Source organism: Actinopolymorpha singaporensis (genome assembly GCF_900104745.1).
Lineage (GTDB): Bacteria > Actinomycetota > Actinomycetes > Propionibacteriales > Actinopolymorphaceae > Actinopolymorpha > Actinopolymorpha singaporensis.
Genome location: NZ_LT629732.1, coordinates 2383337 through 2408573 on the forward strand (window position 1 = coordinate 2383337; position 25237 = coordinate 2408573).

Consider the following 25237-nt stretch of genomic DNA (forward strand, 5'->3'; position numbering starts at 1 on the left):
CACGACGGCGGTGAACAGGGCCGGAAAACACATGGCATGGTCGGGTGTTCCCTTCACCTGGAGCGGATCACGGTGGCGTGTGCAATGAGACGGCGATGGACAGCGCCCTACGGTGTGCTTGAGACGGGATCGGGAACCGGACTGCGAATCTCGTGCCGGTCCGTCGCTCCAGCAGGGCCCCGGCGAACTTGGACCGTTCTACGAAGCGCTGCCATACAAATTCAGCGCCCGTCATCACGATCATCAAGGCCTGTGACACGTTCAGGCCACATCCGCCCCTGTCCGGCGGACAGGCGTGGGCCTGCCCCGCACCACCAAAGCCAGCCAGCCTCGTCTCCGCGATCGCGACCTTGCTCAAGACCAGGTCCGACAGGCCGCCCGCTCGGCCCGTGTCATCCCGGCACCAACCCGGCACACGCGACCGGCTGATGGACGACGCACCCGATCCACGGATCGAGGCCTAAGGCCGGCCTAAGGTTTCTTGAGAGTTCCCTTGAGTTCCACATGGTCTTCTCGACTTTGGGCGGCGGCAGTCGCCGGCCCACGAGTGCGAAGGGGAGCAGGTATGAGAAGCAGGGTGCGTTTGATGGCTGTGGTGGCCGCGGTCGCCACGGCGGTCAGCCTGACTGCGTCCGCGGCCGCGTCCGCGAGCCCGTCGTCCGACACGGCCAAGGCCAAGGCGGTTGCAGCTGCCGGGGCGAAGGGCAAGCCGGGGGACGGCAAGGTCGTCATCAGGCACAGGGGACCGGACGACGCCGGCACCGTGAGGCTCTTGGCCGAGGCCGCCGCCGCCCGGCTGGACGTCGGCGTCGCCTCCGCGGAGCACGCGCTGAAGGAGCTGTTCGCGCTGGCCGATCGGTCGCACGGTGTCGACCCGCGCAGCGCCGAGTTCGCGGCGATCGCGAAGGAACTGGGCGTCAGTCCCGTGCGTTTCGAGAAGGCTCTGGCGGCGGCCAAGCAGGCCCTCGGCAAGCAGGTCGTGGAGGAGAAGGGCAAGGGCAAGCCGGGGGACGGCAAGGTCGTCATCAGGCACAGGGGACCGGACGACGCCGGCACCGTGAGGCTCTTGGCCGAGGCCGCCGCCGCCCGGCTGGACGTCGGCGTCGCCTCCGCGGAGCACGCGCTGAAGGAGCTGTTCGCGCTGGCCGATCGGTCGCACGGTGTCGACCCGCGCAGCGCCGAGTTCGCGGCGATCGCGAAGGAACTGGGCGTCAGTCCCGTGCGTTTCGAGAAGGCTCTGGCGGCGGCCAAGCAGGCCCTCGGCAAGCAGGTCGTGGAGGAGAAGGGCAAGGGCAAGCCGGGGGACGGCAAGGTCGTTATCAGGCACAGGGGACCGGATGAGCTGGCCGCCGGCGGGCAGTCCTCGAAGCGCTGAACCGACAGCGGGCGGCCGGCCCCGGGACTCTCCGGGCTGGCCGCCCATGTTCGCCATTGACCTCCTGGACGGGACGATTGCAGCCATGCGTGTGCTGGTGGTGGACGACGACGACGCGGTGCGCCTCGCGCTTTCCAGGGCCCTGACCCGGGACGGCCACGAGGTGGCCGAGGCAGCGGACGGTACCGAGGCGTTGGAGGCACTCGGCGGTGGCCAGCCCGACGTCGTCATCCTCGACGTGCTGATGCCGGAGCCGAACGGCCTGGAGGTGTGCCGCCGGGTCCGGGCCCGGGGCGACCGCGTGCCAATTCTCATGCTGACTGCCCGGGACCTTGTCGAGGACCGGGTGGCCGGTCTGGATGCGGGCGCCGACGACTACCTGGTCAAGCCGTTCGCCCTCGACGAGCTCAGGGCCCGCGTACGCGCGTTGCTGCGGCGCGGCGCCGCCGCCCAGGAGGAGGTCATCCGCTTCGCCGACCTGGAACTGGACATGGCGGCCTGCCAGGCCCGCCGCGGCGGGCGGACGCTGGAGCTCACCCGCACCGAGTACGCGCTGCTGGAGCTGTTCCTGCGCAACCCGCGGCGGGTGCTGAGCCGGTCGCTGATCTTCGAGTCGGTGTGGGGCTACGACTTCGGGCCGTCCTCCAACGCGCTGTGGGTCTATATCAGTTATCTGCGCGGCAAGCTGGAGGCCGGCGGCGAGCCCCGGCTGCTCCAGACCGTGCGCGGGCTCGGCTATGTGCTGCGGGAGGAGCCGTGACCCTGGGAAACCGGGTGGCACTGGCGGGCGGCACGGTGGTCTTCGCGGCGCTGCTGCTGGCCTCGCTGATCATCTACCCTTCGCTCAGCGCCGACCTGCACCATCAGCACGACGAGATCCTCGTCGCCGCCGCCGACCAGGACGCCTCCAAGCTGCTCGAGGACTTCAAGTTCAAGGTGCAGCAGATGAAGCAGGAGCGGGAGGGATCCCGGCTGACGGTGCCGACCTCGCCGGTCACCGTCGGCTCCACGCAGCTGCAGTTCATGGTCCCGCCGGTCGAGGCCGGTCCTGGCGGCGCCTTCATAGCGGTCACCGAGCGGGACGTGCTGGTCTCCCAGGGCAAGGCCCCGGCGTACTTCCAGGACGCGGAGTACCAGGGGGTGCACTATCGCGTGTACACCGCGCCGCTGGCCGGCTGGAAGGGCGCGGTGGTCCGGGCGGCGATACCGCAGTCAGTGGTCGAGTCCACCCTCCGTCCGCTCGCCGCCCTGCTTGCCGCGATCACGGCCATCGGCACCCTGTTGGCGGCCCTCGGCGCGCGACTCGTGGCCGGCCGGGTACTCCGCCCGGTGCGGAGGCTCACCGAGACGGTCGAGCACGTGACGGCCACCCGGGACCTCACCGCCCGGATCGACGTCCGGGGACGCGACGAGATCGCCCGGCTGGCGCGCTCCTTCACCGCGATGATGGCCGCGGTGGAGGAGTCTGTATGGGCGCAGCGGCGGCTGGTCGCCGACGCCTCGCACGAACTGCGTACCCCGCTGACCAGTATCATCACCAATCTGGACCTGCTCGGCGACGGCCCCGGCGTGGCCGACCCGCAAGCCCCCGCGCTGGTCGAGCAGGCCCGCTCCCAGGCCGAGGAGCTCCGGTCCCTCGTCAACGACCTGGTGGAACTGGCCCGGTACGGGCAGCAGCACACCCACGCCGAGGACACCCGCCTCGACCTCCTCGCAGAACGGGTGGTGGCCCGGGCCGCCCGGCGAAGCCCGCATGTGTCGCTGCATACCGACCTGTCCGAATGCCTGGTACACGCCGACCCCGACGCACTGGAACGCGCCGTGGGCAACCTCGTCGACAACGCGGTCAAATGGAGCCCGGACGGCGGCCAGGTCCTGGTCGGGGTATTCCCCGACGGTACGGTCACCGTCACCGACCAGGGCCCGGGCATCCCGGCGGACGACCTGCCCTTCGTCTACGACCGCTTCTACCGCTCACCGACCGCCCGCTCTCTCCCCGGATCCGGCCTCGGACTCGCCATCGTCAAACAGGTCGTCGAGACCCACGGCGGCACCGTCGCAGCCGAACCCCTGGACCGCGGTCTCCGCATGCGGCTTTGCCTCCCCTCCTCGACCTGACACCCGCGCGGGGGTCCGCGGCCGCACCGAACCGGGCACGCTGGAGCCGCCACTGGTCCAGGATCCGGCCCAACAGACGCGGCAAGATGCGCACAGGGCCGGAAGACTGCCGGCCACCTGGCGCCAGCGCCCGACTGGACCCGACTGCCTGACGCACCGTGCGCCAACCTGTAACTGTGCAGGTCAAGTGCCCGGTTGGGGGCTTTCCTGTAAAAGCATCAATGGCTTTGCGCCACCGTGATGATCGTGTCGGGATCGCAGTTTCGGGCCGTTATGGCTGACTGCGTGTGTGGTCAGGTGATCAGTTGTCTCGCCGAATAAGTGGGCGAGGTGGCAGACGTCAGCGAAGTCGCCTCCCTCCGCCCGATCGAATCCGGCCTCACCGAGAATGGTCTTGGCGGCAACCTCGTCAGGGTCGCTCTCGTAGTGCAGGCGCGAGTCCGGCCAGGCGTCCGCTGCCGACCCGGCGACGTGGCTGCCCAGGTCAGACGACCCGTGGCGGTCCAAGCCTGTGATGGCTCTGAACCGGCGCAGAAGTCTCGCACAATCTCCGTCAGTCCACGCGACACGCAGCTCGTCCTCGGCCGACATACCCAGGAAGTCACAAATCTCGGCAATCACGTGGCGTCGAGGAGCGTCACGAGATCAAGGCGTTGGCTCTGGGGAGGCGCTGGTCAGGGACCCGAGATGTATCCCGATGAGGCGCGTCGGCTGAACCATCCCAGCAGGGTGCCCTCGAATGTCACGACCGCGCCGATACCGCCTACGGCCACGGCAGGCCCCCAGAACCAGTTGTCCGACCACATCCCGCCGAAGCCGAAGGGTAGGTAAGACTGGATCCGGTTGTCCCATCCAGTCCATCCGAAGACGGGGACCGGCCCGTCGTAGAACGTCCACGCACCTTTCCCGTACGGCTGGTCGTAGACGAAGATCGTGTGCAGAATGCCGCGCTCGTGTGCCTCCTTGAACAGCTGCGGTGAGTCCTTGGGAATCCCCAGGTCGGCGGCCAGCTTCGACAACGCAGGCTTGATTGACTCGTTCCTCACGCGCCAGTCATGGACGAACTGCTCCTCGGTGACCGCGCGACTGGATCGCAGCTCCGCGGCCTTGGCGAATGAGTGATGCATCGGTTCTCGCGCCGGGCCGGCCGGCAACCACCGCAGGAAGCTCTGTACGTCGTCGAACACGACGGCCTCATCCGGGTCGTCGTGCAGACCGGCTGCGACGACTCCATGTCCGTTCTTGCCCAAGCCGGGCAGTTGCGCCAGACGTTCAGGAGCGAGGTGTTCGCCGCGGTAGAGGAGGTGAGGTTCCTTCCTTGTGGCCATGGGCTCCCCAGGGATGAGTCGTGTCGTGGTCTTCGAGCGGCATCTCGGGTCTGTCACCCCGTTGCTGCGTCGATGTCAACGCTCCTGAACGTCGTACCGCAGCAATGCCCCGGTGACAAGCGAACAGAACCCCCGCGTCCGGACAAGTCTCTTGGCGGGCACTGAATCGCCCTGGGTCGCTTGGAGGCTCCTGACCTTGGATATGAGGATGGAGCCATGCCGAAGGAGCAGGTGCCTGGGAAGCCGCAGACGCGGCGGTACAGCCCAGAGGAGAAGGCTGCGGCGGTGCGGATGGTGCGCACGTTGCGGACCGAGTTGGGGTCTGAGCACGGGACGGTGCAGCGGGTCGCGGAACAGTTGGGCTACGGGGTGGAGTCCCTGCGGACGTGGGTGCGTCAGGCCGACATCGACGACGGCGCGAAGCCTGGGATGACCTCGGCTGAAGCTGCGCGGATCGCTGAGCTGGAGCAGGAGAACCGGGAGCTGCGCCGGGCGAATGAGATCCTCAAGCGTGCGGCGTCTTTCTTCGGGGCGGAGCTCGACCGCCAGCACAAGAAGTAGCTGCCTTCATCGACGCGAACCGTCACGTGGTGTTTGAGGGTAGGGAGCTTGGAGTCGAGCCCATCTGCGCGGTCCTGCGGTCCGCAGGAGTGCGGGTGGCGTCCAGCACCTACTACGCGATCAAGTCCCGCACACCGTCGGCGCGGGCACGCCGCGACGCACAGCTGCGGGCGGTACTGCGCAAGCTGTGGGAGGACAACTACTCCGTCTACGGGGCACACAAGTTGTGGAAGGCGGCCCGACGGGCCGGGCACGACATCGGCCGGGACCAGACCGCCCGGCTGATGCGGGCCGAACACATCGCCGGCGCCCGCCGCAGTAAACGGGTGATCACCACCCGTCCCGGTGAGGGCATACCGCGGCATTCGGACCTGGTGCGGCGCGACTTCACCGCCACCGCGCCGAACCAGCTGTGGGTGACCGACCTGACCTACGTGCCGACCTTCGCCGGTGTCGCCTACGTGTGCTTCATCGTCGACGCGTTCTCGAGGGCGATCGTGGGCTGGCGGGTCGCCTCCCACATGCGCACCCAGATGGTGCTCGACGCGATCGAGATGGCCCGATGGTCACGGGGCACCCGGCTGGGTGGGCTGCGCTGTCACTCCGATGCCGGGTCGCAGTTCACCAGCGTGCGCTACGGCGAACGGCTCGCCGAGATCGGTGCGGTGCCCTCGATCGGCACGGTCGGGGACTCCTACGACAACGCCCTGGCCGAGACGGTCAACGGCTACTACAAGACCGAACTCATCCGCGGCCCAGCACACACGGGCCCGTGGCGCACCGTCGACGACGTCGAATTGGCCACCCTGGGCTGGGTGCACTGGCACAACACCACCCGGCTCCACGGCTACCTCAACGACCTACCGCCCACCGAGTTCGAAGCAGCGTTCTACGCTACCCAACAGGGCGACAAGCCCCTGGCCGGAATCACATAGCCAGAGCCTCCACAAGACCCAGGGCGATTCACACCTCCGGATGTCACATCTCGAGGCTGGTTTTGACAGTCATATGACCCCGGAGCATCTGCGGCCAGGCCTGAGGGCACTCGCAGGAGGTATTGATCACGCTTGCTCGATCGAACCTGGCTGGCCCGAGATCAGCATTCGCTGCCAGTCGGACACACCCATCCGCAGAGATCGAAGTCGAACCAGGTCAGCGTTGGCCTCCGCCTCGGCTGTCAGGGGAGGAACTTGGAGAGGGTTTCGGGGTCCCTGGCGATGGCGGTGGTGGAGTCGTCGGCGGTGAGGATGGGGCGTTGGATGAGGATGGGGTGGGCGACCATCGCTTCGATCCAGGTCTCGCGGTGTGCGGCGTCGCGGGGTACCTCACGGAGAGGTTTGGCTTGGGGTTCGTTGTGGCGGACGAGGTCCCAGGGTTCGAGGTTCAGGCGGGACAGGACATCGGCCAGCTCCGCGGCGGTGGGCGGGTCGTCGAGGTAGCGGCGGACCGTGTAGGCGAGCCCGGCCTCGTCGAGCGCCTTGGTGGCGGTACGACTCTTGGAACAGGCCGGGTTGATCCAGATCTCCACGGGTGAGGTCCTCCACGTCAGAAGTGGTCTCGGTCGGCTGATAGAGCATCAGTACCAGCAATGTGCCGCGAGTCGCCAGGCGGTCGTGAGCAGCAGACGTCGTATGACGCAACCATGAGCGCGGTTCGAAGTCTTCACTCGCGCGGCCGCCGTTCGAAGGTGCGCCGCACGGTATCCGCGTCAACGCCATCGCGCCGGTCGCCGTGATCACCGACTGGAACGCCCACAGGGCCCGGTTGAACGCGCCCGTCACCGCTCTGGTGTCGACTTCGACCGTACGCACCGAACTCGACGCCTGGGCGCAGAAGATTCTCCACGCCGGGCGACGTTGGTCGCCACGTTGAGCGTGCGGTCACTGCGATTTCAACGCTCTGAGGATTGAGGGTCAAGTCCCGACGCGCAGGACGTCGAGCAGCTGCAGGGTCCCTCTTCCCCACCGAGCAGCCCGGTTGGAGGATCCCGACAGGATGCGGGGAGGGCTTCAGATGCATGCCTGTGACCGGCGACGACCGCCCCTGACCATTGACGGTCAACGCGTTGACCGGGTCCGACCCGAGGATTAGGTTGTCCGCAGTTCTTCGTTCAATCACTGATGAATGCAACACGAAATTGTCTTTGTTTGGCGCCAGAAAAGTTAGTCGCCTCATCGAATTGCAGCCGCCGATGGCGATTAAGTTTTATGCCTTGGAGCAAATGGTAGTCAACGAATATCGGTCGACACTGAAGTCGACCTTCTCATGCGGACTCATAAACGGGCGCTGATGACCTGACGGTCTTCCGAACAGGAGCCTTGTTGTGCCCACAGGGCCCAACCGACACTCGCCCCTTCTTTCGACGAACCGCAGCAACGCACCAGCTGTGACGACCGACCAACAAAGGCGGACGTCCGACGATCGTCGGACGACTCGCCTTGTTACTCGGTGCCTAGTGATTCCGGAGTCGACAGGAGGTACGTAATGACTGCGTCCACACGGGAGCCGAGTTGCGATCAGAGAGACTCGGCGGAGTGGCGCGACCAGATCATGAAGTACGGATACGTGATCGTGCATGACGCGGTTCCCGCCGACGATCTGCAGGCGGTCATCGACGACATGTGGCGACACACCGGCGCCAGCCCGGACGACCCGGATTCGTGGTATCGGCCGGACGTCATCCGGCCGGTGGGCATGGTGGAGATGTATCACTACCAGTCGATGTGGAACATCCGGCAGAGCCCACGGGTCTATGAGATCTTCAAGGCGATTCATGGCACGGACAGGCTCTCGGTGTCGATCGACCGTGTCGGACTCAAGCCGCCGGTAGATCCGCGCTATCCGGAGTACGACCACAAGGGCATGATCCACTGGGATACCGACATGACACAGTATCCCGACATCCCGTTTCGCGTCCAGGGTGTGCTCGCGCTGACCGACACCGAGCCGGACATGGGCGGTTTCCAGTGTGTCCCCGAGATCTACCAGGACCTCGAGGCGTACCTGAAGACGCAGACGCCCGAGCGGATCGCGTCTCGAAACCCCGACTACTCGGCATACACGGTGACAAGGCCCCGGCTCGCGGCCGGCGACCTGCTGATCTGGACGACCCGACTCCTGCATGGAAACGGCCACAACACCTCACAGCGTCCGCGGTTCGCACAGTACCTCAGCATGAATCCCGTCGGCACCGATGAGGCTGCGCGTCAACAGCGGATCCAGTGCTGGCAGGCCAACACCCACCCGTCCGGCGCGGCGTTCCCGGGCGATCCACGCGGGATCGAAGAGAAGCGATCTGCGCCCGCCGAGTTGACTCCGCTGGGACGCAAGCTCCTGGGCGTCGACCTCTGGGACTGAACCATGACCGGCCTCCGTGCGCGAGGGCGCCGGTGTGTCGGGTGTACGAAGGGAGTCGGAGGTGGCCGTCCAGGGCTCAGCAACGAGTTCGGACACTGTCGAGAGGAGCAAGCTTCCGGCGCGTCCGGATGATTCCCGGCACGTGTCCTTGTGGTCGCGAGTGTGGCAGGAACGAGCGATGTATCTGTTCATCCTGCCCGGGTTCTTGTTCTTCGTTGTCTTCCGGTACCTGCCGCTGGCCGGCAACATCGTGGCCTTCGAAAACTACTCGCCGTATCAGGGAATCATCCAGAGCGAGTGGGTCGGGCTGAACAACTTCGTCCAGCTCTTCCAGGACCCGAGGGTGGGTCAGGCCCTCGTTAACACGCTCGTCATCAACGGACTCCAGCTGATCTTCTTCTTTCCCGCTCCCATCGCACTTGCCCTTCTGCTGAACAGCATTCTCTCGCCGACGGTCAAACGGGTCATCCAGACGATTGTCTATCTGCCCTATTTCATTGGCTGGGTCGTGCTGGTCAGCGTTTGGCAGTCCGTGCTTGGTGGCGACGGCCTGCTGAACCAGGCGCTGGCCGACCACGGCTTCGGTGCGATCAACCTGATGAGCAATCCGGAGCTGTTCAAGCCGATGATGGTCGTGCAGTACATGTGGAAGTACGTGGGTTGGGGCACGATCATCTTCCTCGCGGCCCTCACGAAGATCGACCCGGCGCTGTACGAGTCGGCCGTGGTCGACGGCGCCAGGCCGATCCGTCGAATGTGGCACGTCACCCTGCCGGGGATCAAAGGGATCGCGATCCTGCTGCTGATTCTCAACCTCGGAAACATCCTGACCACCGGGTTCGAGCAGATCCTCCTGCAGGAGCCAGCGGTGGGTGAGCAGGCCGGCCAGGTCCTCGACACCTTCGTCTATCTCGAGGGAGTCGTGGGCGGCAACTGGGGCTTGGCGACCGCCGTCGGCTTGTTCAAGGGTGTGGTCGGCACGATCCTGATCGTCGTGGCGAACAAGGTCGCGCACCTGCTCGGTGAGGATGGAGTGTTCTGATGGCACTACGCACGGCACCGCCACGGGCGTCCCGGCCGATCTGGATCGAGAAGGCGTCCGTCGGCACCAGTATCACGAAGGTCGTCACCATCGCGGTCATCGTCGGCGTGATGCTGTTCCCGTTCCTCTACGTCCTGTCGGTCAGCCTGTCCACCCAGGCGGACCTTGCCGGATCGTCGGTGACGCTGATCCCGAAACACCCAACGCTGGAGGCGTACCGGCAGATTCTGGCCGGTGGCGTGGTCACCCGCGCCCTGCTGGTGAGCGTGTGCGTCACAGTCGTCGGCACCGTCGTGAGCATGGTGATGACGACGACATTGGCGTACGGGCTGACCCGCACCCGGCAGGTACCCGGAAGCAGACTCGTCCTGCTCATGGTGCTCGGGACGCTGCTGTTCAGCGCCGGCATCATCCCCAACTACCTGCTCGTTCGGTACCTGGGGATGCTCAACTCCTACGGGGCCCTGATCGTGCCCGGACTGATCAGCGCGTTCAACCTGGTTGTCGTCCGGCAGTTCTTCATGAACATCCCCGACGAGTTGACCGACGCAGCACGGATCGACGGGGCCGGTCCCTTCCAGGTGTTCTGGCACATCATCCTGCCGTTGTCGAAGGCGGTCCTGGCCGTCGTCGCGTTGTTCTACGGCGTGGCCTTGTGGTCGGACTTCTTCAACGCGCTCATCTACCTGAACGACACGACAAAGTGGCCCATCCAGTTGGTCCTGCGACTGTTCGTCCTTCAGGGCCAGAACATCGCACAGAGTCAGCAGGTCGGCCAGCCGGCTCCACCGGCGGAGACCGTGCAGATGGCAGTCGTGATCATCGCGACCGCGCCGATCATCCTCGTGTATCCCTTCCTGCAGAAGTACTTCACACAGGGCGTTCTGTCAGGTGCGGTCAAGGGATGAGAAGCGACAACGCGGCCCCAATTAGATGCCCGTCGATGCTCCAGGAAGGTGAACAGCGATGGAATCTGGCGATCTACCAAGCCCAGGTATCGGCGTTGGTGGGAGAGTGGACAGAAGGATCTTCCTTTCGGGACTCGCGGGAGCGGGCCTGGCGTTCCTGGGCGGGTGCGGAAAGGCGGGCTCGTCGAGTGCCAGTTGTGTCTCCGAGCTGAAATTTCCGGCGAGCACGGTGAAGCACCAACCGGAGGAGGTCGTGTCGAAGGTCAAGAACACGCCGATCGCGTGGACGGCCTACCCGAAGCCGTACGTCACGATGCCGGAGCCCCCCGGCAAGGGCGGCACGGTGTCCACGTTCCAGATCCTCTTCAGCTCGCCGCCGCCGGGGCTGGGCAAGAACCCGTGGTGGCAGGAGCTGAACAAGCGACTCAACGTCAAGTTGCAACCAACTCTCGCGCCGTCGCCGGACTACGCCACGAAGCTGCTGACCCTGGCTGCGAGCGGCAACTTCCCGGACATCACCTACATCAACTTCAACCAGAACGGCCAGTACAACGGTGCCGGCTTCCAGAAGTTCATCGCCCAGGGCGCGTTCCACGACCTGACGCAGTACCTCAGCGGTGACGGGCTCAAGGACTTCCCCAACCTGCAGCGGATCCCGCCGCTGACGTGGCAGGGCAGTTCGTTCCAGGGAAAGCTCTACGGTGTCCCGTATCCGATCCAGGCCGTCAACGGGCAGCTCGGCATGTACCGCAAGGACTGGGCCGAGAAGCTCGGCGTGGACAACCCTAAGAATGCCGACGAAGTGCTGGAAATGTTCGTCGCCTTCGCCACCCAGGACCCCAACGGTGACGGGAAGAGGAACACCTACGGCCTGGACGGGTTGCGCCAGAGCATGTGGATGGGCATGTTCCGCGCTCCGAACAACTGGCGCCTCGGCAAGGAGGGCACCCTGCAGAAGGACTTCGAGACCGAGGAGTACAGGGCGGCGCTGGAATTCACCAACAAGCTCTGGAAGAAGGGCGCGATCCACCCCGACGCGCTGACCCTGACGCTGAACCAGAACCAGGACCTCTTCCATGGTGGACGGACGGGGTTCTTCACGCAGGGTGGGTGGGGCTTCTTCGGCAACCAGCCGAACACCGACTACACCCAGACGAGGCAGAACAACCCGAAGGCGAATCCCCAACCATGGCTGCCGCCAGGTCACGACGGCGGGAAACCCGCGATGGCGATCGGAACGGCGAGCTACGGCTTCGGCGGTATCCCGTCGTCCGTCAAGGACGAGAAGAAGATCGTCGAACTGATCCACATCATGGAGTACTGGGCGGCTCCTTTCGGCAGCGAGGAGTTCACCTTCATGTACAAGGGCATCGAGGGCAAGATGTTCAACTACGTGAAGGGTGCGCCGGTCGCGGTGTCCAACGGCAACCAGAACTGGGCGAACGGCATCAACTACCTGTGCGGCCCGGGTGAGATCAACTACTTCTACGCCAACCAGCCCGGCGAGGCCGAGCGGATGCAGCACTGGCAGGAGGAGTCACTCGACGGCGCGACGGCGGACCCGACCCAGGGCCTCTACTCGCCGGCATGGGTGCAAAACGCGGCGAGCCTGGTGAAGATGGAGCAGGACGCGTTCAACCGGATCGCGACGGGCGCCCAGCCGATGTCCCACCTCGACGAGGTCATCAAGACCTGGAAGCGCCAGGGCGGCGACCAGGCTCGCAAGGAGTTCCAGGACGCCCTCCAGAAATGCAAGTGACGAGCTGAGCGCTGACGGTCGAGCACCCCACCAGGGGTCAGGTAACAATCGGAAGGGCAGGCGGTCGCCCGACGCAACGTCGAAGGCCGATGGTACGGAGGGGGTGCGCGGGATCAGGTCGCTACAGGACCGGCACGACCACGGGCACCCAGGGTGCTGAGACCGCCTGCCGGCCGATCTGGTCCCGGCGGGACTTCACCGCCCAGGCTCCGGACCGGGGGTGGCTGGCCGACCTGACGTATGTGCTCACCCACTCCGGCTGGTCCGGAATAGCAAGGTGAGGTGCGGCGTAACGGTGTGCTGGCCGTCGACGTCGGTGGTGTCCTCCTGCGCCACCTCGGACCCGAGGTGTCGCAGGAGCGGTACGACACGAACCCCAGCTCCGCACATGGTGCCGGGGCGGTGACGGTCTGTTCGTCCAGCGCGGCCTGGATCGCCTCGGCATTTGCGCGCCCATCTGGGGTGTGTTCTTGACCGCGATCGAGGTGAGTTTGCGGCGTCCGGCGTTGCGAAGTCCGATCGGTCCGCCGCAGCGGGCCAATAGCTCCAGCACCGCCGGGTGCTGCACCTTCGGACCGAGGACTCGTTCCAGGGCCGGCTGGATCTGGGTGAGCAGGCCGCGGGTGCGGTTGGCGAGGCGGGTGGCCTCACCGGCGAGGTCGTCGTCGTAGCCGACGAGGACCTCCAGTTCGGCCAGTGTCTCCTCACCGGTGTCGACCCGCCGCAAGGTGTGCGGCAGGGTGCGGGCCGCGTCAGCGATCACGTAGGCGTCGCGGGCGTCGGTCTTCGCCGCGCCGGGGGGCAGGTCGGCGATCCGCCGCATCGCCAGACCGGGCAGGTGGGCCACCTGATGGCCACAGGCGCGGGCGACGCTACCGGCAACGCACCGATCGAGGCGGGCTGGTCGACCACGACCAGTACCGAGCCCTAGGTGGTGAGCTTGTCGAACAGCTGCCGCAGCCTGGCCTCGGTGTTGGGCAGCGGTGCGTCGTCGTGCAGCCGCGTTCCGTCTGGAGCCAGCCCAACCGCGTGGTGATCACCCTTGCCCAGGTCCAACCCGAGGAACACCCCGTAGCCGCCGTGCACGCCCTTCGCCTCCCAGTCCCGTGCCACTTCCTTCAGCCGCTGGTCCAAGCGCCGGGCTGCCGGCAGCCACGTTACGAAGAGACCTACCCGAAGGTGGCCGTGTCCCTATCAGCGGTCCGCTGACGCCACCCGACCCGGCGACAAAACCCCGGATCATGCCTACGACTGGGGCAGTAAGTCATACCGAGCCGGGCGACCGAGGAGTCCCCGACCGGGGACGATCAAAAAGGTAACGGGGGCACACCCTCAGCGGCGTCCGCGTACGACGGCCACGCCCGGGCCCGACGAGCGTCTCGACGAGCCGGGCGCCGAGGTGTCGCGCGTGCTGTGTGAAGCCGTCGGCCGCGGTGTGGTCGTCAAGGGGCTCATCTGGCGTTCGCACTGGGACCGGTTGGCGTTCAGCGCGGAGCAGAACCGGCATTTGGGCGAGGACATCAATGCCGCGGGCGGTGAGTGCATCCGCGACATGCGGGTGCGTCCGGGCGGGTCTCATCATCAGAAGTTCGTCGTCGTCCGGCACGTCCGACACCCCGAGCGGGACGTGGCATTCGCCGGCGGTATCGACCTGTGCCACAGCCGGCGCGACACCAGCGAACACCACGGCGACCCGCAGCGGCAGCCGATGAGCGAGGTCTATGGATCTCGTCCGTGATGCGGACGAGCGTGGGGGGATCGCCGACGACCGCGAACGGCCTTGGTGGTCGGCGGTGCGACCGCCCGGTCCAGCCGGGCGATGGCGGCACCGACACGCCGGCAGTCGTTCGCAGAGATCGAAGTCAATCCAGGTCAGGGCCCGCGTCAACACGGAGCGTAACGCGGCGTCATCCTCACAGACCGCAACTGTCTACACGGCGGCCACCACAGCGATGGTTCCTGCGGCATGCGTGTCATGCTCGGTGCGCGGCTCCGGTCCGGTCGCCACCGATGGCGGGGGTGGGCCGGCGGTGCCGGCAGGTGCGGTGGTGAGCTTGGGGAACGAGCGGTCCAGCGCTGTCACATCCACCCGTCGACGCCGAGGAGTTCGCGTGTCTCCTGGTCGGCGTCGGGCAGCAGGCTGTCGGTCAGGGGATGGGCGGGTCGTTCTCCGTAGATGGAGGATTTCATCCACGTGGGCCCGTAACCCAGGATGAGCAGACGCCGGACGGTCCCGTCCGGACGGTTGGGCATGGCGCGGTGCCAGAGAGCTCCATGAGCGAAGACGCATCCTCCGGCCGGCACTCGCAGCACCACCTGGTCGGGTTTGTCTGCGTAGTCGTCCAGGGGAAGGTCCTGCCCGATCCGCTGGTGAGAGCCCGGCACGACGCACAGCGGACCGTTCGAGTCATCCGCCTCGTCGAGGTAGACCAGAGCCTCGACGGTGTGCGGGCGGCTGAAGAACGGCGGCAGCGGGTCTGGGATGAGCCGCTGGTGGAAGTGCCATTCGGTCTCCTGGTCCGGCTGGTCCGGATAGACGACCCGTGCGGACACCCCGCGCATCTGCACCTGCGGTCCGAGGACCGCACGAACGACCGACAGGATTGGCTCGAACCGCAGAAGGTCGAGGAAGGCTGGGTGCTTGTCCATGAGATGCCGGACGAAGACGCCACCAAATCGTCGGGAGCCTTCACTGTCGGCCTTCGGTGACCGGGCGCCGGACTCGGCTTCCACCACCTCGTCGAGCGCGGTCCGCAGGGCTTCGAGTTGGTCTCGTTCTATCATGCCTTCCCGCAACAGATACCCATCCTCGACGAGCCGGCCGATGCTTTCCTGTGACGCGTGCACTCGTATCGTTCGGTGTGGGTCACCGAAATCGTGACTGCGGAGGCGGTAGTTCAGTACGTACGACTCTTCGTTTTTGGCGGCGGTCATAGTACTCCTTGTCTGTGAGCTCTCACCCGAGGCGATGGCTTCTCAGGAATTGAGGAAGAACTGCTCCGGCCTGTCGGGGCCGGGGTCCGGGTGAAGGTACGCGAGGATCATCGGGTCCGGCGCGTTCTTGAAGTTGTCGGTCTTGACGCCGTACACGCTCAGGGGAAGTACTGTTCCGATCACGTAGAACTGCTGCTTGGCGATCTTGAGGATTTCTCGGAAGATGTCTGTGCGACGGTCGGCGCCGGGCTCTTCGAGTAGCTTCCAGTACAGCTGCATCTGCCGGAGTGGTGCGGCCGGTGGCTTCTCGCCGGACTGTCCACGGCTGGTGAACCATGTCGCCCACGGAACGGCGTAGTTCGACTCCGCGTTCGCTGGAAAGTACCATCGCGGGTCCAGCATGGCGTCCTTGAGGCCGCCGTCGCCGCCCCACACGCTCGCGTCGTGTTTGTTGGCTTCCTTGCGGGTGTAGAACAAGGAACGGTCGATGCTGTTGATTTCGATGTGGATACCTAGGTTCTTCCAGTCGTCACGCACGAATCCGAGCGCGTCCACCGCCTGGGTGTCGCCGTTGTTGACGTCGAAGGTGATGAAGATCGGTTTGCCGTCGGCGCCCAGGCGGGCGCCGTTCTTGTCGCGCTCGTAACCGGCGGCGTCAAGCAGCTTGTTTGCCTTGTCGAGGTCGTACTCGGTGTATTGGGTGGCCATCTCCTCGTCGTAGAACTCGGCTTGCTCCTGACGCGGTGCTGCCTGCCAGGGCTTGCCTGTTCGCTGGAAGACGGCCTCGATGAGCTGGGTGCGGTTGATGGCATGGGAGAGCGCGATACGAAAGTCTCTGTTCTGGAAGGTGCGCCGCGTCGCCGCGTCCCTGTGGGTGAGGTTGAGGGCGATCACCATCCAGTTCATCCGGGTGAAGGTCATCGGGAAGATCTTGTACCGACCCCGGTCACGGTAGCGCGCGATGACGGGCTTGTTCTGCAGGGTGTTGACGACCGGGTAGTGAAACTGATACTCGCCGTTCATGACCTTCAGGAGCATTGTGTTCGGGTCGCCTGCGGTGTCGTAGACGATCCTGTCGATGTAGGGCAGTTGCTTCCCGTCGGTGTCGACCTTCCAGTAGTACGGGTTGCGCCCGACCGAGGCCTGGTTTCCCCTGCCCACTGGTGAGGTCAGGTGCCAGGCGTTGAGGGTTGGCAGGTCAAGGTTCGTCGTGTAGTCGGCCTTTGACAGGAACAACTCCGTCCACTTGGAGAAGTGCTGCTTCCTGGCGTCTTGCTTGGCGCTCGGGTTGTATTTCGGGTGGGACTTCCCCAGGTAATGGCGCGGATAGCTCGCGGTGTCTCCGAACACCGTGCCGTAGGACTGTGATGCCATGCGCTGAAGGAAGAGGCCGTTCGGCGTGTCGAAGCTGACGCGAAAGGTGTGGTCGTCCACCTTCGTGAGCTGGGCCGGCTTTCCGTCGGCGCTGACCATGAAGCTGACCGGGATGGGGAAGAGGTCCTTGTTGAGCATGCAGTCTTCCCAGGAGAACATGATGTCCGCCGCCGTGAACGGCTTCCCGTCGGACCACCTGACGCCCTTTCGTAGCGTGAAGGTGAACTCCTTGCCGTCGGGGGACGCCTCGACCGACTCCGCGACGTTTGGGACGACCTGGTTCCACTTGCTGTCCCACCGCACGAGGCCCTCGTATCCGGCCGTGTAGTAGATCCAGTAGCTGTTGGCCGGGCCCAGGAAGCCGGTGCGCCAGGTCCCGCCGTACGTGCCGACCTTCTCGACAGGGGTTACGACCAGCGGCTTGTCAGGAAGCCGCCTGCTCAAGGGCGGAAGTTTGCCTGCCTTGACCTGCTCGGCCAGGGCGGGAGCTTCGCGCGTGTCGCCGGATCCGCCGCCGTGCTGTTCGTGGCGGGACCTGGGACTGGTGGACAGGTCGCAGGCGGCAGCGGATGCGGTGACCAGAAGGCCCGCCCCGGCAGCTTGGAGGACGAACCTCCTGGAGGGACGGGGAGTCTCGGATGGGAGAGCACTCATGCTCATACCTCCGTGATGTGATCCCACCTCGCCAGGAGTCTTGTTCTGGGACCGCGCAAGGTCAATGCGTCAGGCGGGCGCCCATCGCGTATTGCGGAAGTTGGCCACGCGTCGGAGCAACTGACGTGGCGGAGGGCCCCGCCGCCACTCTCAGAGCCGCTCGCCGACGAACGTCCACGTCGAGAACAGCGAGGAGTCCCACGCGTTGCCGATGCCGGGCGTCCAGTAGATCCAGCCTGACCGGCCGGAGCCGTCGTTGTCGTTGACGAGGAAGTCCATGCCGATCCGGGTGCCGACGCCCGGTTCGATGCCCAGCTCGGTCATGGGCAGGGCGAAGGTGTAGACGATCCCGCTGTTCTCGCCGCGTCGGCACACCAGCCTCGCGCCGGGGACGTCGCTCGACCCGCCGCTGAAGCGGTGCACCTGTTCGCCCTGGGACGTCAGAGCCAGTCCGTACTCCTGGGCGCCCGGGGGCATGCCCTGCTTGACGTTGTCCGGATCGAACATCAGCTGCACGCTGTCACCGTTCCAGATGTCGCCACCGGTGTACGGCTGGTGGAACACGTCGTCGGTGACGCTGACGGCGAAGTAGAAGTTGTCCTCGTCCCACATCGCCCAGGCGGTCGCCGAGCATCCGGCAGGAGTCCAGTTCGGGATGCCGACCACCTGGTCGGGGCGTTGGACGTGCACCGGTGCGGCTGTCCGGAAGCCGTCCAGGGTCCCGTCGATGGGGGGTGTTCCGCGTACGACGGCGGTGACGAACAGGGTGGTTTGGGCGGTGACCACGCCGGGCGCGGCGGGAGTGGTCGCGCTGATCCGGACGGGGTAGGTGTTGTCGGGGTTCGTCGGGGCCTGTTGGAGTCGGTAGCGCAGGACGGTCGACGCGCCGGGTGCGAGTGGCCCGTAGGGCAGTTCGGGTTCTGCGACGCTCCAGCCGTCGGGCAGGGTGAGGGTGGCGGTGCCGTGTTGGTCGACGTTGACGCGGTTGGTGATCGTCACGGTCAGGTCGGGCAGGTTCACGGGCAGGTCGGCGAGGTTGTCGATACCGATGTCCAGCGGGGTCAGGCCGTGGACGGAGCCGGCCTTGACGATCCGGGCGAGCCGCTCGGGGGAGAGGCCGGGTGCTACCAGGAAGACCGGCCGCCCGGTGAGCGGCACCTCCACGGGGCCTCGTCCGGTGTCGAGGCGGTTGCCCATGACGTCGTGGGGCTGGATCTGGTGCGCACCGGCATGCAGGTTCAGGCTGCCGTTCTCCGCGGTGCTCCACACCACCGCCGTGGCGCCCTGCTCCGCGCCGAACACGTAGGCCCGGACGGCTGACCCCATGGGCACGCCCACGGAGGGGCGGTGGTCGCGCAACCGGTCGGTCAGGGCCGCGTAGGCGGCGTAGGCGACCCGGGGATGGAGGGCGTCGTCGAGGATTCCCCAGCCCTCACCGCCGTATTGCAGGGTGAAGTCCAGGACCCGTTCGACTCCCGCGGCGACCGCCTCGACGTTGGCGCGGACGATGTACGCGGCCTGCTCCCACGGCGAGACACCGCCGTGGACGTTCCAGCCCGTCTCAGTGACCCACAGCCTCACCTGCCTGCCGTCGTTGCGGTCCAGGAACGTGCGTGCCTGGTGGATCTGCTCGACGAACTTGCCCTCCTCCGGTCCGGCCGGGCCCGGGTAGAGATGGATGGCCATGGCGTCGTAGGAGCCGATGCCGGCGACGTCGACCACCTGCTGGTCGAAGCTTTCCCCGCCGTTGGACACGACCACGAACGCATCCGGGTCGGCGCGGCGGATCGCGGCGGAGGCGGCGCGGACTAGCCGGCCGAACTCCTCGGCGGTGCCGAACCAGAAGGTGGGCGGCTCGTTCCACACCTCCCAGTGGCGGATGCCGTAGTCGTCGTCCCAGCCGAGGACGCGGGCAAGGGTGCCTCCCGGTTTGTAACGGGACACGACCTGAAAGCAGTAGTTCGCGAAGTTGTCGATGGCCTCCGCCCAGGGCGTCGGGTGGGACTGGCCCTGGTAGCCGTCGGGCAGCGACCAGCTCGCCCAGTAGTCCAGCAGGGCGAGGAAGAGAACCTTCTTGTTCCGCGCAGCGATGACGGCCGGGTCGAACCGCTCCCAGTGCCATTCGCCTTCGCTGGGTTCGATGGTGTCCCAGAAGATCTCCTCCCGGCTGAACGCGATGCCCGCCTCGGCGACCAGTTGGAGGCGGGTGGCGATGGTGGTCTCGTCGAAGCGGATCCCGATGAACGAGCCGCCACCGCCGATGCCCCATGGCGAGTCCGGCTGGAGCCGGTCCGGCGATTGGGGCACCCGAGCCAGCGCGGTGGTGGTGGTCGCGACCGTCGTTCCGTCGCTGGCGCGGAGCGTGGCGTCGGCGGTGTAGGCGCCGTATGCGTCGGCTCCGACGGGTGCGACGTACTTCACCGGCTCGGCCGAGGCGACGCGGAGCGTTTGGGTGTGGCGGGACACGATGATCCCGTCGGCGTCCCTGCCGACCAACTCGACCTCGTAGGTGCTGGGCCGGCCGGAGGGGTCGCGCAGCACTTCACGAAGGCGCATCGGTTCGTCGCCCGCGAAGACGTTCCCGGGCTGTACGTCGGTGAGGTCGAGGGTGACCGGTGTCGCAGCCCAGGCGTGTGGCAGGCGGTGGATGCTTTCCGGCACCAGTCCGGATCCCAGCGCCGAGGAGGCCAGGACCAGGCCACCGCCGCGCTGGAGGAACCGCCGCCGCGACCATTTCGGGGTGTTCGCCCTCGCGTTCATCTCGACCTCTCCTTACCCAGATTCCTCGGACTGTCAGGTTCCGCGGCCAGCTCAGGGCCGCGTTCTCGGCGCTCCGTGCTCAGATCGAGTCCAGCCCCGGCCGCGCGGGCTCCGCGCGCACGGCCGGGATGGTGACCGCTTCAGCCTCGTAGAGCGGAGGGTGAGTCGGCGGCCGGTGGGACAGGTCGACGTGCGTACCGGTCACGCGGTCACCTCCGCGGTCTCGACCGTGGAGCGTAGGTGAGAGACAGGCCCGACGGCGTGGGACTGGTCCGTACTTGGCCGTCACCTCGTCCAGCCACGGCACTACGCTTGGTGACACTTGGGCTGCGCAGTCCTCATCGACCAACGACAGATGGAGGTGGCGGATGTCGCACCCGCCTGAGGTTCGCCCGCACGCACAGGGTGGAGCTGGAGCCGCGTTGCCGCGGCGGAGGGTGTTGCAGCTGTCAGGTGTCGCCACGGTGGGGGCCGCGCTGCCGGCGTTGGGTGGCGTGAGCGCCCAGGCGTCGAGTTCGGTGCGTACGGTCGAAGTCGACACCAGAGCGGTGACGGGCGCGTTCAACCGGGCCCTGTTCAGCTGCACCGGCTACGCCCAGCTGAAGCTCGACGGGTCGGCCCTGGCGTTGGACAGCTACCGCCAGCTCCACCCGGTAGGAACGCAGGCCCGCATCGAGGTCATGATGAACCAGGCCTCACCGGCGCCGGGAGAGTTCCGCCCCGACCAGATGCTCCGGTTCGTCGACAACACCGGCGACGCCTACGTCAACCACGTCGAGGGTCTGGGCATGGAGCCGGTACTGCTGTGCGCGTACAACACCGGCTGGCTCACCCGGACCGGAGCGTTGAACGAGGCGCCGACCGACCCGAGGGCGTGGGCCGACATCGTGGCGAACGTCGTCTCACACTTCAACGGCGAGGGCACCGACCCCGGCTACCGGTTGCGCGTCCGCCATGTCGAGGTGTGGAACGAACCGAACCTGGAACAGTTCTGGCTCGGCAGCGACGAGGAGTACTTCGAGCTGTTTCGGATCACCGCGGACCTCATCCACGCCCGGTTCCCGGGAGTGCTGGTCGGCGGACCGGTGTTCTCGCCGGGGATCGAGGGCTACTACGACTACGGTAAGGCGTTCATCGACGCGGCTGGCGAGCACATGGACTTCTTCGTCTACCACTCCTACGGCGACACCCCAGCCAAGGTCGTCGCGGACCTGGGGCTGTGGGAGTCCTACATCCGCGATCACACCACCAAGGCGGACCCGAAGCTGATGGTGACAGAGTCGGAGTCGTTCTTCGACTCCGACGCGCTCAAGGTGCAGGACCTGATGAGCCGGCAGTTCTCCCTCATCGAGAACGGCGGCCACCTGCTCGGCTGGCACCAGTTCACGCTGCTGGAGTATCGCGAGGGCACCTACACCTTCGGCCTGGTCCGCCGCGACGGCTCGGTGTTCGATCGCAACTACTGGCCCTACTGGATATTCCGCGATGCCCGAGGCGAGACTCTGCGCGTCCGGACGCAAGGCGCCCGGTCCCCTGGGGAGCACGTGGTGGCGACCCGCGACGGGGACGGCCGTCGCTTCAGCGTCGTGTACTGGCGTGACCCGGCCCTCGCGGCCGGAACCCAGCCGACCCGGTTCACGATGGAGCTTCCGGGCGACGGGCGCGACCGAATCCTTGTCGTGTCGATGGTGAGTGGTACGTCCGGGCAGGTCGTCGCGGCGCGACGCGTCGACGGGCACACCGGGCAGCTGACCGAGACGGTGCGGCTCGCCCCCGGCGCCGCCGTCGCCCACACCCTCGTCGATGCCGGCGATGCGAGGGCGCCGTGGCTGGGGCTGTCCGCGAGCGCGCCGAGCGTCACCGTCGGGTCGACGTTCACCGCCACCGCCCGCCTGGTCAACACCACCCCTGCCGCGATCGGCGGGGTCCTGCGGCTGGTCGGCCTTCCCGGGGACTGGCAGGTGCGGCTCGTCTCTGGCGCGAAGGAGTTCGCGGACCTGGAGACCGGAGGCGTGGCCAGCGCGGCATGGGAGATCTCGGCCACCTCAGCCGTGACGGACGTCGCCTACCACGCGGACGTTCAGGTGACCGGCGCCGACGCCACGCACTCCATCCCCCTCCGGATCAACGCCACCGCGAGCTGACCAGACCACGTCGTCGCCGTCAACGACACCTTGCGCCAGTGCCTTCACATCCGCTGAGCACCTCGAGAACCTGACTGGAGGCCTCATGCCCCCCGATTCGTGGATCGGCCGACAACTTCGGCGGAGGGAGCTCCTTGCCTATGGGGCGGCGATAGGCGCGGCACCACTCGGACCGCGGATGGGCGATGGATTCGTTCGGCAGAAGTTGGAACCGACCGGTGACACCTGTTTCAGGGCGGTCGTGAGCACGTTCGACCTCGACGGCCAAGACAAGGGTGTCCGGGTGGCGCTTGCCTCGTTGCAGGGGCTGGTTGCGCGCCGCCGACCGGAGATCTATCTGCTACAGAGCTGGGACGATGTACGCAGCAATCACGGCTACCTGCGGTGGTACATGGACAAGGCCTGGGTCAAGGAAGAACACCGCTACGACGATCCGTACCGGCTGATCGCCGCCTTCCGTGATGCTGCCCATGGGCTCGTGGTCGTCGATCCCGAGCAGGAGCACACGCTCAACGTGGCGACCAACGTCGCCGGTGTGGAGAATCTTCTGATCGTCTACCCGGACCAACTGCCCGAGGTGGACCTGCCGGTGGTATGTGACCTGCGCGGGAAGTTCGCCGATGCGGCCGGCGCCTACGCCTGGGCATACAAGCGTTGCTGGCCGAGGCAGAGCCGGGCGATGCTGTGCTGTTTCCACACGTCCGTCGCGCACGACTTCCAACGGGACTACGCCGTCCAGCACCGTCTGCACACGTTCTGGCTGCCAGGCCCGGACGACCCCGACCACAGCCCGGATCTGGAGGCGCACGTCGAGAGGCTGCTGCACGATGCACCTGCGAACATTCCGGTCCTGGGGTTCTGGAGTGCGGTGAGCGACGACGGCGCTCCGCGGGGAGTGGGGGAGTACGCGGGGGTCAGGCTGGCCGGCACGTACGCGAAGTACACCTGGGTGTCGGACTGGGCTGGCAACTACAGCTTCCACGCGGCCGCGCCGGTCGACGCGACGGTATTCGAGCGCCAGCCCGCTCGCCGCAAGACCTTCCGCCCCTACCGGCCGGACGTGACCTACGTGGCGCTGATCATGATCGAGAGCGGGGACGCGCCCGGCTATCTGCAGTACGGGCTGCGGTTCTTCCAGTGGGACGACCCGACTCGCGGGAAGGTGCCATTGTCGTACGGCATCACACCAGCGGCGCGGAAGCTCCTTCCCGGGATCCTGCAATGGCTGTACGAGACCGCCACACCGAACGACTACTTCTTCTCCTCGATCTCCGGGGCCGGGTACTGCTACCCGCTGGAGGGGTACGGCTCAGCGAGCCCGGTCGACCAAGACGGCCGTCGGGTCACCGAGCACGAAGCGGTCGCGGAGTACTTCCGGGCCACCGACGAACGGATGTCCGGCCTCGACATGGACATGCTCGGGCTGTACTCCCACCCCTGGACGCCATGGACCGATGCCGACGACACGTTCGTTGACGACACGATCGTCCCCCACATGCCGAAGGTGACAGCTGTCCTTGCAGACATGGGACGCAACGACGGCACCACCCCAGCCAATGCAAACCGGATGGCCGCGGGCGGCGTCAGTGTTCACCACACCCTCACGCGCTGGCCGAACCAGGCGTGGTACCCGCCGTACGACACCACCAACGACGAAGCCGCAGCGCAGTGGCTCGCTGACCAGATCCGTACGAACGCAGCCGGGGGAAGGTTCGTCCAAGCGATGTTCTACAGCTGCACTACGGGCCTCGGCGACTGCGACGGGTCGCCGACCTCCTCCAACCAGATGGCTACGTCTTCGTCACAGCCGACGAGTTCGACCACCTCTGGAGAACAGCGAACGACCAGAACGGACCGAGTTGAAGCCGCATCTTGCACAAGGGTGGAAGCTGGTGGGACTGCGCTGCATCGAGGTCAACTGCACGGCGGGCCTCGGTGCGATAGCCGCGCCCCCAGATGGTGCGGTCGGGGACGTCGAAGGCGGCCGGCAACTCGAGGCCTCGTCGTACGGCATCCTCGGCGTGCGCCAGGACTGTGGCGTCCCCTGTGACGATGCGCGTGCCGCCGGTGGACGAAGGTCGTGCGGGCGCCGAGCTACTGGTGGAGCGGCCCAGAACGGACGGTGGACCGGGCACCGCCACCTACCAGGAATACCTGGATCGCTTTGTTGCGGAGGTAGAGCCAGCTCTCATCTCCTTTGATCATTACATGCTCGTCGGCCCGAGCCCGGGTGTCCGGGAGACTACTTCTACAACTGGGTGCTCGTACGCAACAAGTCCTTTGCAGACCGGGCTACCTTCATGGGTGTTCATCCTGGCCTGCCAGCACTTCGGTTTCCGCCTACCCACCGAGGCAGAGCTGCTCTGGCAGGTCAATGTCAGCCTCGCCTACGGTTGCAAGGGGACCCAGTACTTCACCTACTGGACGCCTGACGGCGACGGGCTCTACCAGGGGCGGGCAGTACGCCGCCGTACGGCAAGATGACGCCGCGATGAGGAAAACCACACGCAACCCATCGGGACCACGGAGCGTTGTTCCCCTGGATGGTTGCGCAGGGGGTGCGGGCCGCGAGGGGAGAGCTGGTTGCGTATCCGTTGGATCGGTGTGGCCGCTGCCGCGTTCGGACCGTGTCGACTTCCGGAGTGGCGCTGTCGCGGGCATGCCCGACCAGGAAAGTCTGAATTTCACGGAACGTTGACGCCGACTTGATGAGGTAAATTCCGACTTCCGCTGTGTCGGCAACAGGTCGGCCTGGATCGAGGCCTGGGGTAGTGGATTCGTCTCGCCCTGCTGGTGTGACTGTGCCGAACGCATCGGGAAACAATGGGCGGGCAATCGCGTTCTTCTTTGCACGTTCTTGCCTGCAAAAGTCTACGTCACAATTGAACCTTGGCTCTGTAAAGCAGAGACTGAACCACGATGA

At 66.4% G+C, this 25237-nt stretch carries 18 protein-coding genes and 1 pseudogene; 12 read left to right on the plus strand and 7 right to left on the minus strand.

The genetic code is table 11. The features are described from left to right. Positions 1–586 precede the first annotated feature (586 nt). The 3 genes from BLU27_RS10820 (at position 587) to BLU27_RS10830 (ending at position 3493) form a co-directional block, all read left to right on the plus strand. Entirely contained in the window at positions 587–1375 is a 789-nt protein-coding gene (locus BLU27_RS10820; protein ID WP_157728402.1) for a hypothetical protein, read from the plus strand. A gap of 85 nt (positions 1376–1460) precedes the next feature. After that, the gene (locus BLU27_RS10825; RefSeq protein ID WP_092652915.1) at positions 1461–2135 is read left to right on the plus strand and encodes a response regulator transcription factor; all 675 of its coding nucleotides are present in this window, start codon (positions 1461–1463) and stop codon (positions 2133–2135) included. Beyond that, positions 2132–3493, plus strand: a complete 1362-nt coding sequence (locus BLU27_RS10830; RefSeq protein ID WP_092652917.1) for a sensor histidine kinase — start codon at positions 2132–2134, stop codon at positions 3491–3493. Before BLU27_RS10825 ends, BLU27_RS10830 begins: the two co-directional genes overlap by 4 nt. 674 nt (positions 3494–4167) lie before the next feature. Here BLU27_RS10830 and BLU27_RS10835 read toward each other — a convergent pair. Continuing rightward, the gene (locus BLU27_RS10835; protein ID WP_092652918.1) at positions 4168–4821 is read right to left on the minus strand and encodes a hypothetical protein; all 654 of its coding nucleotides are present in this window, start codon (positions 4819–4821) and stop codon (positions 4168–4170) included. A gap of 216 nt (positions 4822–5037) precedes the next feature. Between BLU27_RS10835 and BLU27_RS10840 the strand changes: the two genes are divergently transcribed. After that, positions 5038–6317 (plus strand): IS3 family transposase gene (locus tag BLU27_RS10840; protein ID WP_092652920.1). Its coding sequence is split into 2 segments (ribosomal slippage): positions 5038–5341 and positions 5341–6317, totalling 1281 coding nucleotides; the frame shifts between segments, so codons are not numbered across the junction. Between the two features lie 242 nt (positions 6318–6559). On the opposite strand, the gene BLU27_RS10845 is transcribed toward BLU27_RS10840, so the two are convergent. After that, positions 6560–6910 carry an ArsC/Spx/MgsR family protein gene (locus BLU27_RS10845; RefSeq protein ID WP_092652922.1) on the minus strand — a complete coding sequence of 117 codons (351 nt, stop codon included), beginning with the start codon at positions 6908–6910 and terminating at the stop codon, positions 6560–6562. Between the two features lie 920 nt (positions 6911–7830). On the opposite strand from BLU27_RS10845, the gene BLU27_RS10850 reads away from it, so the two are divergent. The 4 genes from BLU27_RS10850 (at position 7831) to BLU27_RS10865 (ending at position 12448) form a co-directional block, all read left to right on the plus strand. Continuing rightward, positions 7831–8739 carry a phytanoyl-CoA dioxygenase family protein gene (locus BLU27_RS10850; protein ID WP_206744647.1) on the plus strand — a complete coding sequence of 303 codons (909 nt, stop codon included), beginning with the start codon at positions 7831–7833 and terminating at the stop codon, positions 8737–8739. Positions 8740–8917: 178 nt separating this feature from the next. After that, entirely contained in the window at positions 8918–9781 is an 864-nt protein-coding gene (locus BLU27_RS10855; RefSeq protein WP_092652926.1) for an ABC transporter permease, read from the plus strand. Continuing rightward, positions 9781–10689: a carbohydrate ABC transporter permease gene (locus tag BLU27_RS10860; protein ID WP_092652928.1), complete on the plus strand. Its 909-nt coding sequence runs from the start codon at positions 9781–9783 to the stop codon at positions 10687–10689. Before BLU27_RS10855 ends, BLU27_RS10860 begins: the two co-directional genes overlap by 1 nt. A gap of 106 nt (positions 10690–10795) precedes the next feature. Beyond that, on the plus strand, positions 10796–12448 hold the full coding sequence (locus tag BLU27_RS10865; RefSeq protein ID WP_157728404.1) for an extracellular solute-binding protein: 1653 nt from the start codon (positions 10796–10798) through the stop codon (positions 12446–12448). Between the two features lie 383 nt (positions 12449–12831). On the opposite strand, the pseudogene BLU27_RS10870 reads toward BLU27_RS10865, so the two are convergent. Further along, positions 12832–13534 (minus strand): annotated as a pseudogene (locus tag BLU27_RS10870) (IS110 family transposase); the annotation flags it as partial. 322 nt (positions 13535–13856) lie between these two features. Between BLU27_RS10870 and BLU27_RS10875 the strand changes: the two are divergent. Continuing rightward, positions 13857–14186, plus strand: a complete 330-nt coding sequence (locus BLU27_RS10875; protein WP_197681771.1) for a phospholipase D-like domain-containing protein — start codon at positions 13857–13859, stop codon at positions 14184–14186. A gap of 341 nt (positions 14187–14527) precedes the next feature. On the opposite strand, the gene BLU27_RS10880 is transcribed toward BLU27_RS10875, so the two are convergent. The 4 genes from BLU27_RS10880 to BLU27_RS30855 all read right to left on the minus strand — a co-directional run bounded on the left by BLU27_RS10880 (position 14528) and on the right by BLU27_RS30855 (position 20375). After that, positions 14528–15382, minus strand: coding sequence for a phytanoyl-CoA dioxygenase family protein (locus BLU27_RS10880; protein WP_092652932.1), 855 nt, complete (start codon positions 15380–15382; stop codon positions 14528–14530). A gap of 42 nt (positions 15383–15424) precedes the next feature. Further along, on the minus strand, positions 15425–17416 hold the full coding sequence (locus BLU27_RS10885) for an ABC transporter substrate-binding protein (protein WP_092652934.1): 1992 nt from the start codon (positions 17414–17416) through the stop codon (positions 15425–15427). Between the two features lie 144 nt (positions 17417–17560). After that, positions 17561–20170 carry a sugar-binding protein gene (locus tag BLU27_RS10890; RefSeq protein ID WP_092652936.1) on the minus strand — a complete coding sequence of 870 codons (2610 nt, stop codon included), beginning with the start codon at positions 20168–20170 and terminating at the stop codon, positions 17561–17563. A 79-nt stretch (positions 20171–20249) separates the two neighbouring features. Continuing rightward, the gene (locus BLU27_RS30855) at positions 20250–20375 is read right to left on the minus strand and encodes a hypothetical protein (protein WP_277869292.1); all 126 of its coding nucleotides are present in this window, start codon (positions 20373–20375) and stop codon (positions 20250–20252) included. A gap of 259 nt (positions 20376–20634) precedes the next feature. Here BLU27_RS30855 and BLU27_RS10895 point away from each other — a divergent pair, with 259 nt between their 5' ends. From BLU27_RS10895 to BLU27_RS10905, 3 genes are all read left to right on the plus strand, one after another. After that, positions 20635–22314 (plus strand): GH39 family glycosyl hydrolase, encoded by a 1680-nt coding sequence (locus BLU27_RS10895; protein WP_157728408.1) that lies wholly within the window; start codon positions 20635–20637, stop codon positions 22312–22314. Between the two features lie 241 nt (positions 22315–22555). Continuing rightward, positions 22556–24364 (plus strand): GxGYxYP domain-containing protein, encoded by a 1809-nt coding sequence (locus BLU27_RS10900; RefSeq protein WP_172804930.1) that lies wholly within the window; start codon positions 22556–22558, stop codon positions 24362–24364. A 2-nt stretch (positions 24365–24366) separates the two neighbouring features. Beyond that, positions 24367–24798 carry a hypothetical protein gene (locus tag BLU27_RS10905; RefSeq protein ID WP_157728410.1) on the plus strand — a complete coding sequence of 144 codons (432 nt, stop codon included), beginning with the start codon at positions 24367–24369 and terminating at the stop codon, positions 24796–24798. Positions 24799–25237: the final 439 nt, after the last annotated feature.

Coding starts and splice junctions, on each gene's coding strand:
- BLU27_RS10855 (WP_092652926.1), top strand. CDS start 8,918: ATGTATCTGTTCATCCTGCCCGGGTTCTTGTTCTTCGTTGTCTTCCGG.
- BLU27_RS10860 (WP_092652928.1), top strand. CDS start 9,781: ATGGCACTACGCACGGCACCGCCACGGGCGTCCCGGCCGATCTGGATC.
- BLU27_RS10835 (WP_092652918.1), bottom strand. CDS start 4,821: ATGGCCACAAGGAAGGAACCTCACCTCCTCTACCGCGGCGAACACCTC.
- BLU27_RS10905 (WP_157728410.1), top strand. CDS start 24,367: ATGCGCGTGCCGCCGGTGGACGAAGGTCGTGCGGGCGCCGAGCTACTG.
- BLU27_RS10880 (WP_092652932.1), bottom strand. CDS start 15,382: ATGACCGCCGCCAAAAACGAAGAGTCGTACGTACTGAACTACCGCCTC.
- BLU27_RS10885 (WP_092652934.1), bottom strand. CDS start 17,416: ATGAGCATGAGTGCTCTCCCATCCGAGACTCCCCGTCCCTCCAGGAGG.
- BLU27_RS10890 (WP_092652936.1), bottom strand. CDS start 20,170: ATGAACGCGAGGGCGAACACCCCGAAATGGTCGCGGCGGCGGTTCCTC.
- BLU27_RS10825 (WP_092652915.1), top strand. CDS start 1,461: ATGCGTGTGCTGGTGGTGGACGACGACGACGCGGTGCGCCTCGCGCTT.
- BLU27_RS10820 (WP_157728402.1), top strand. CDS start 587: ATGGCTGTGGTGGCCGCGGTCGCCACGGCGGTCAGCCTGACTGCGTCC.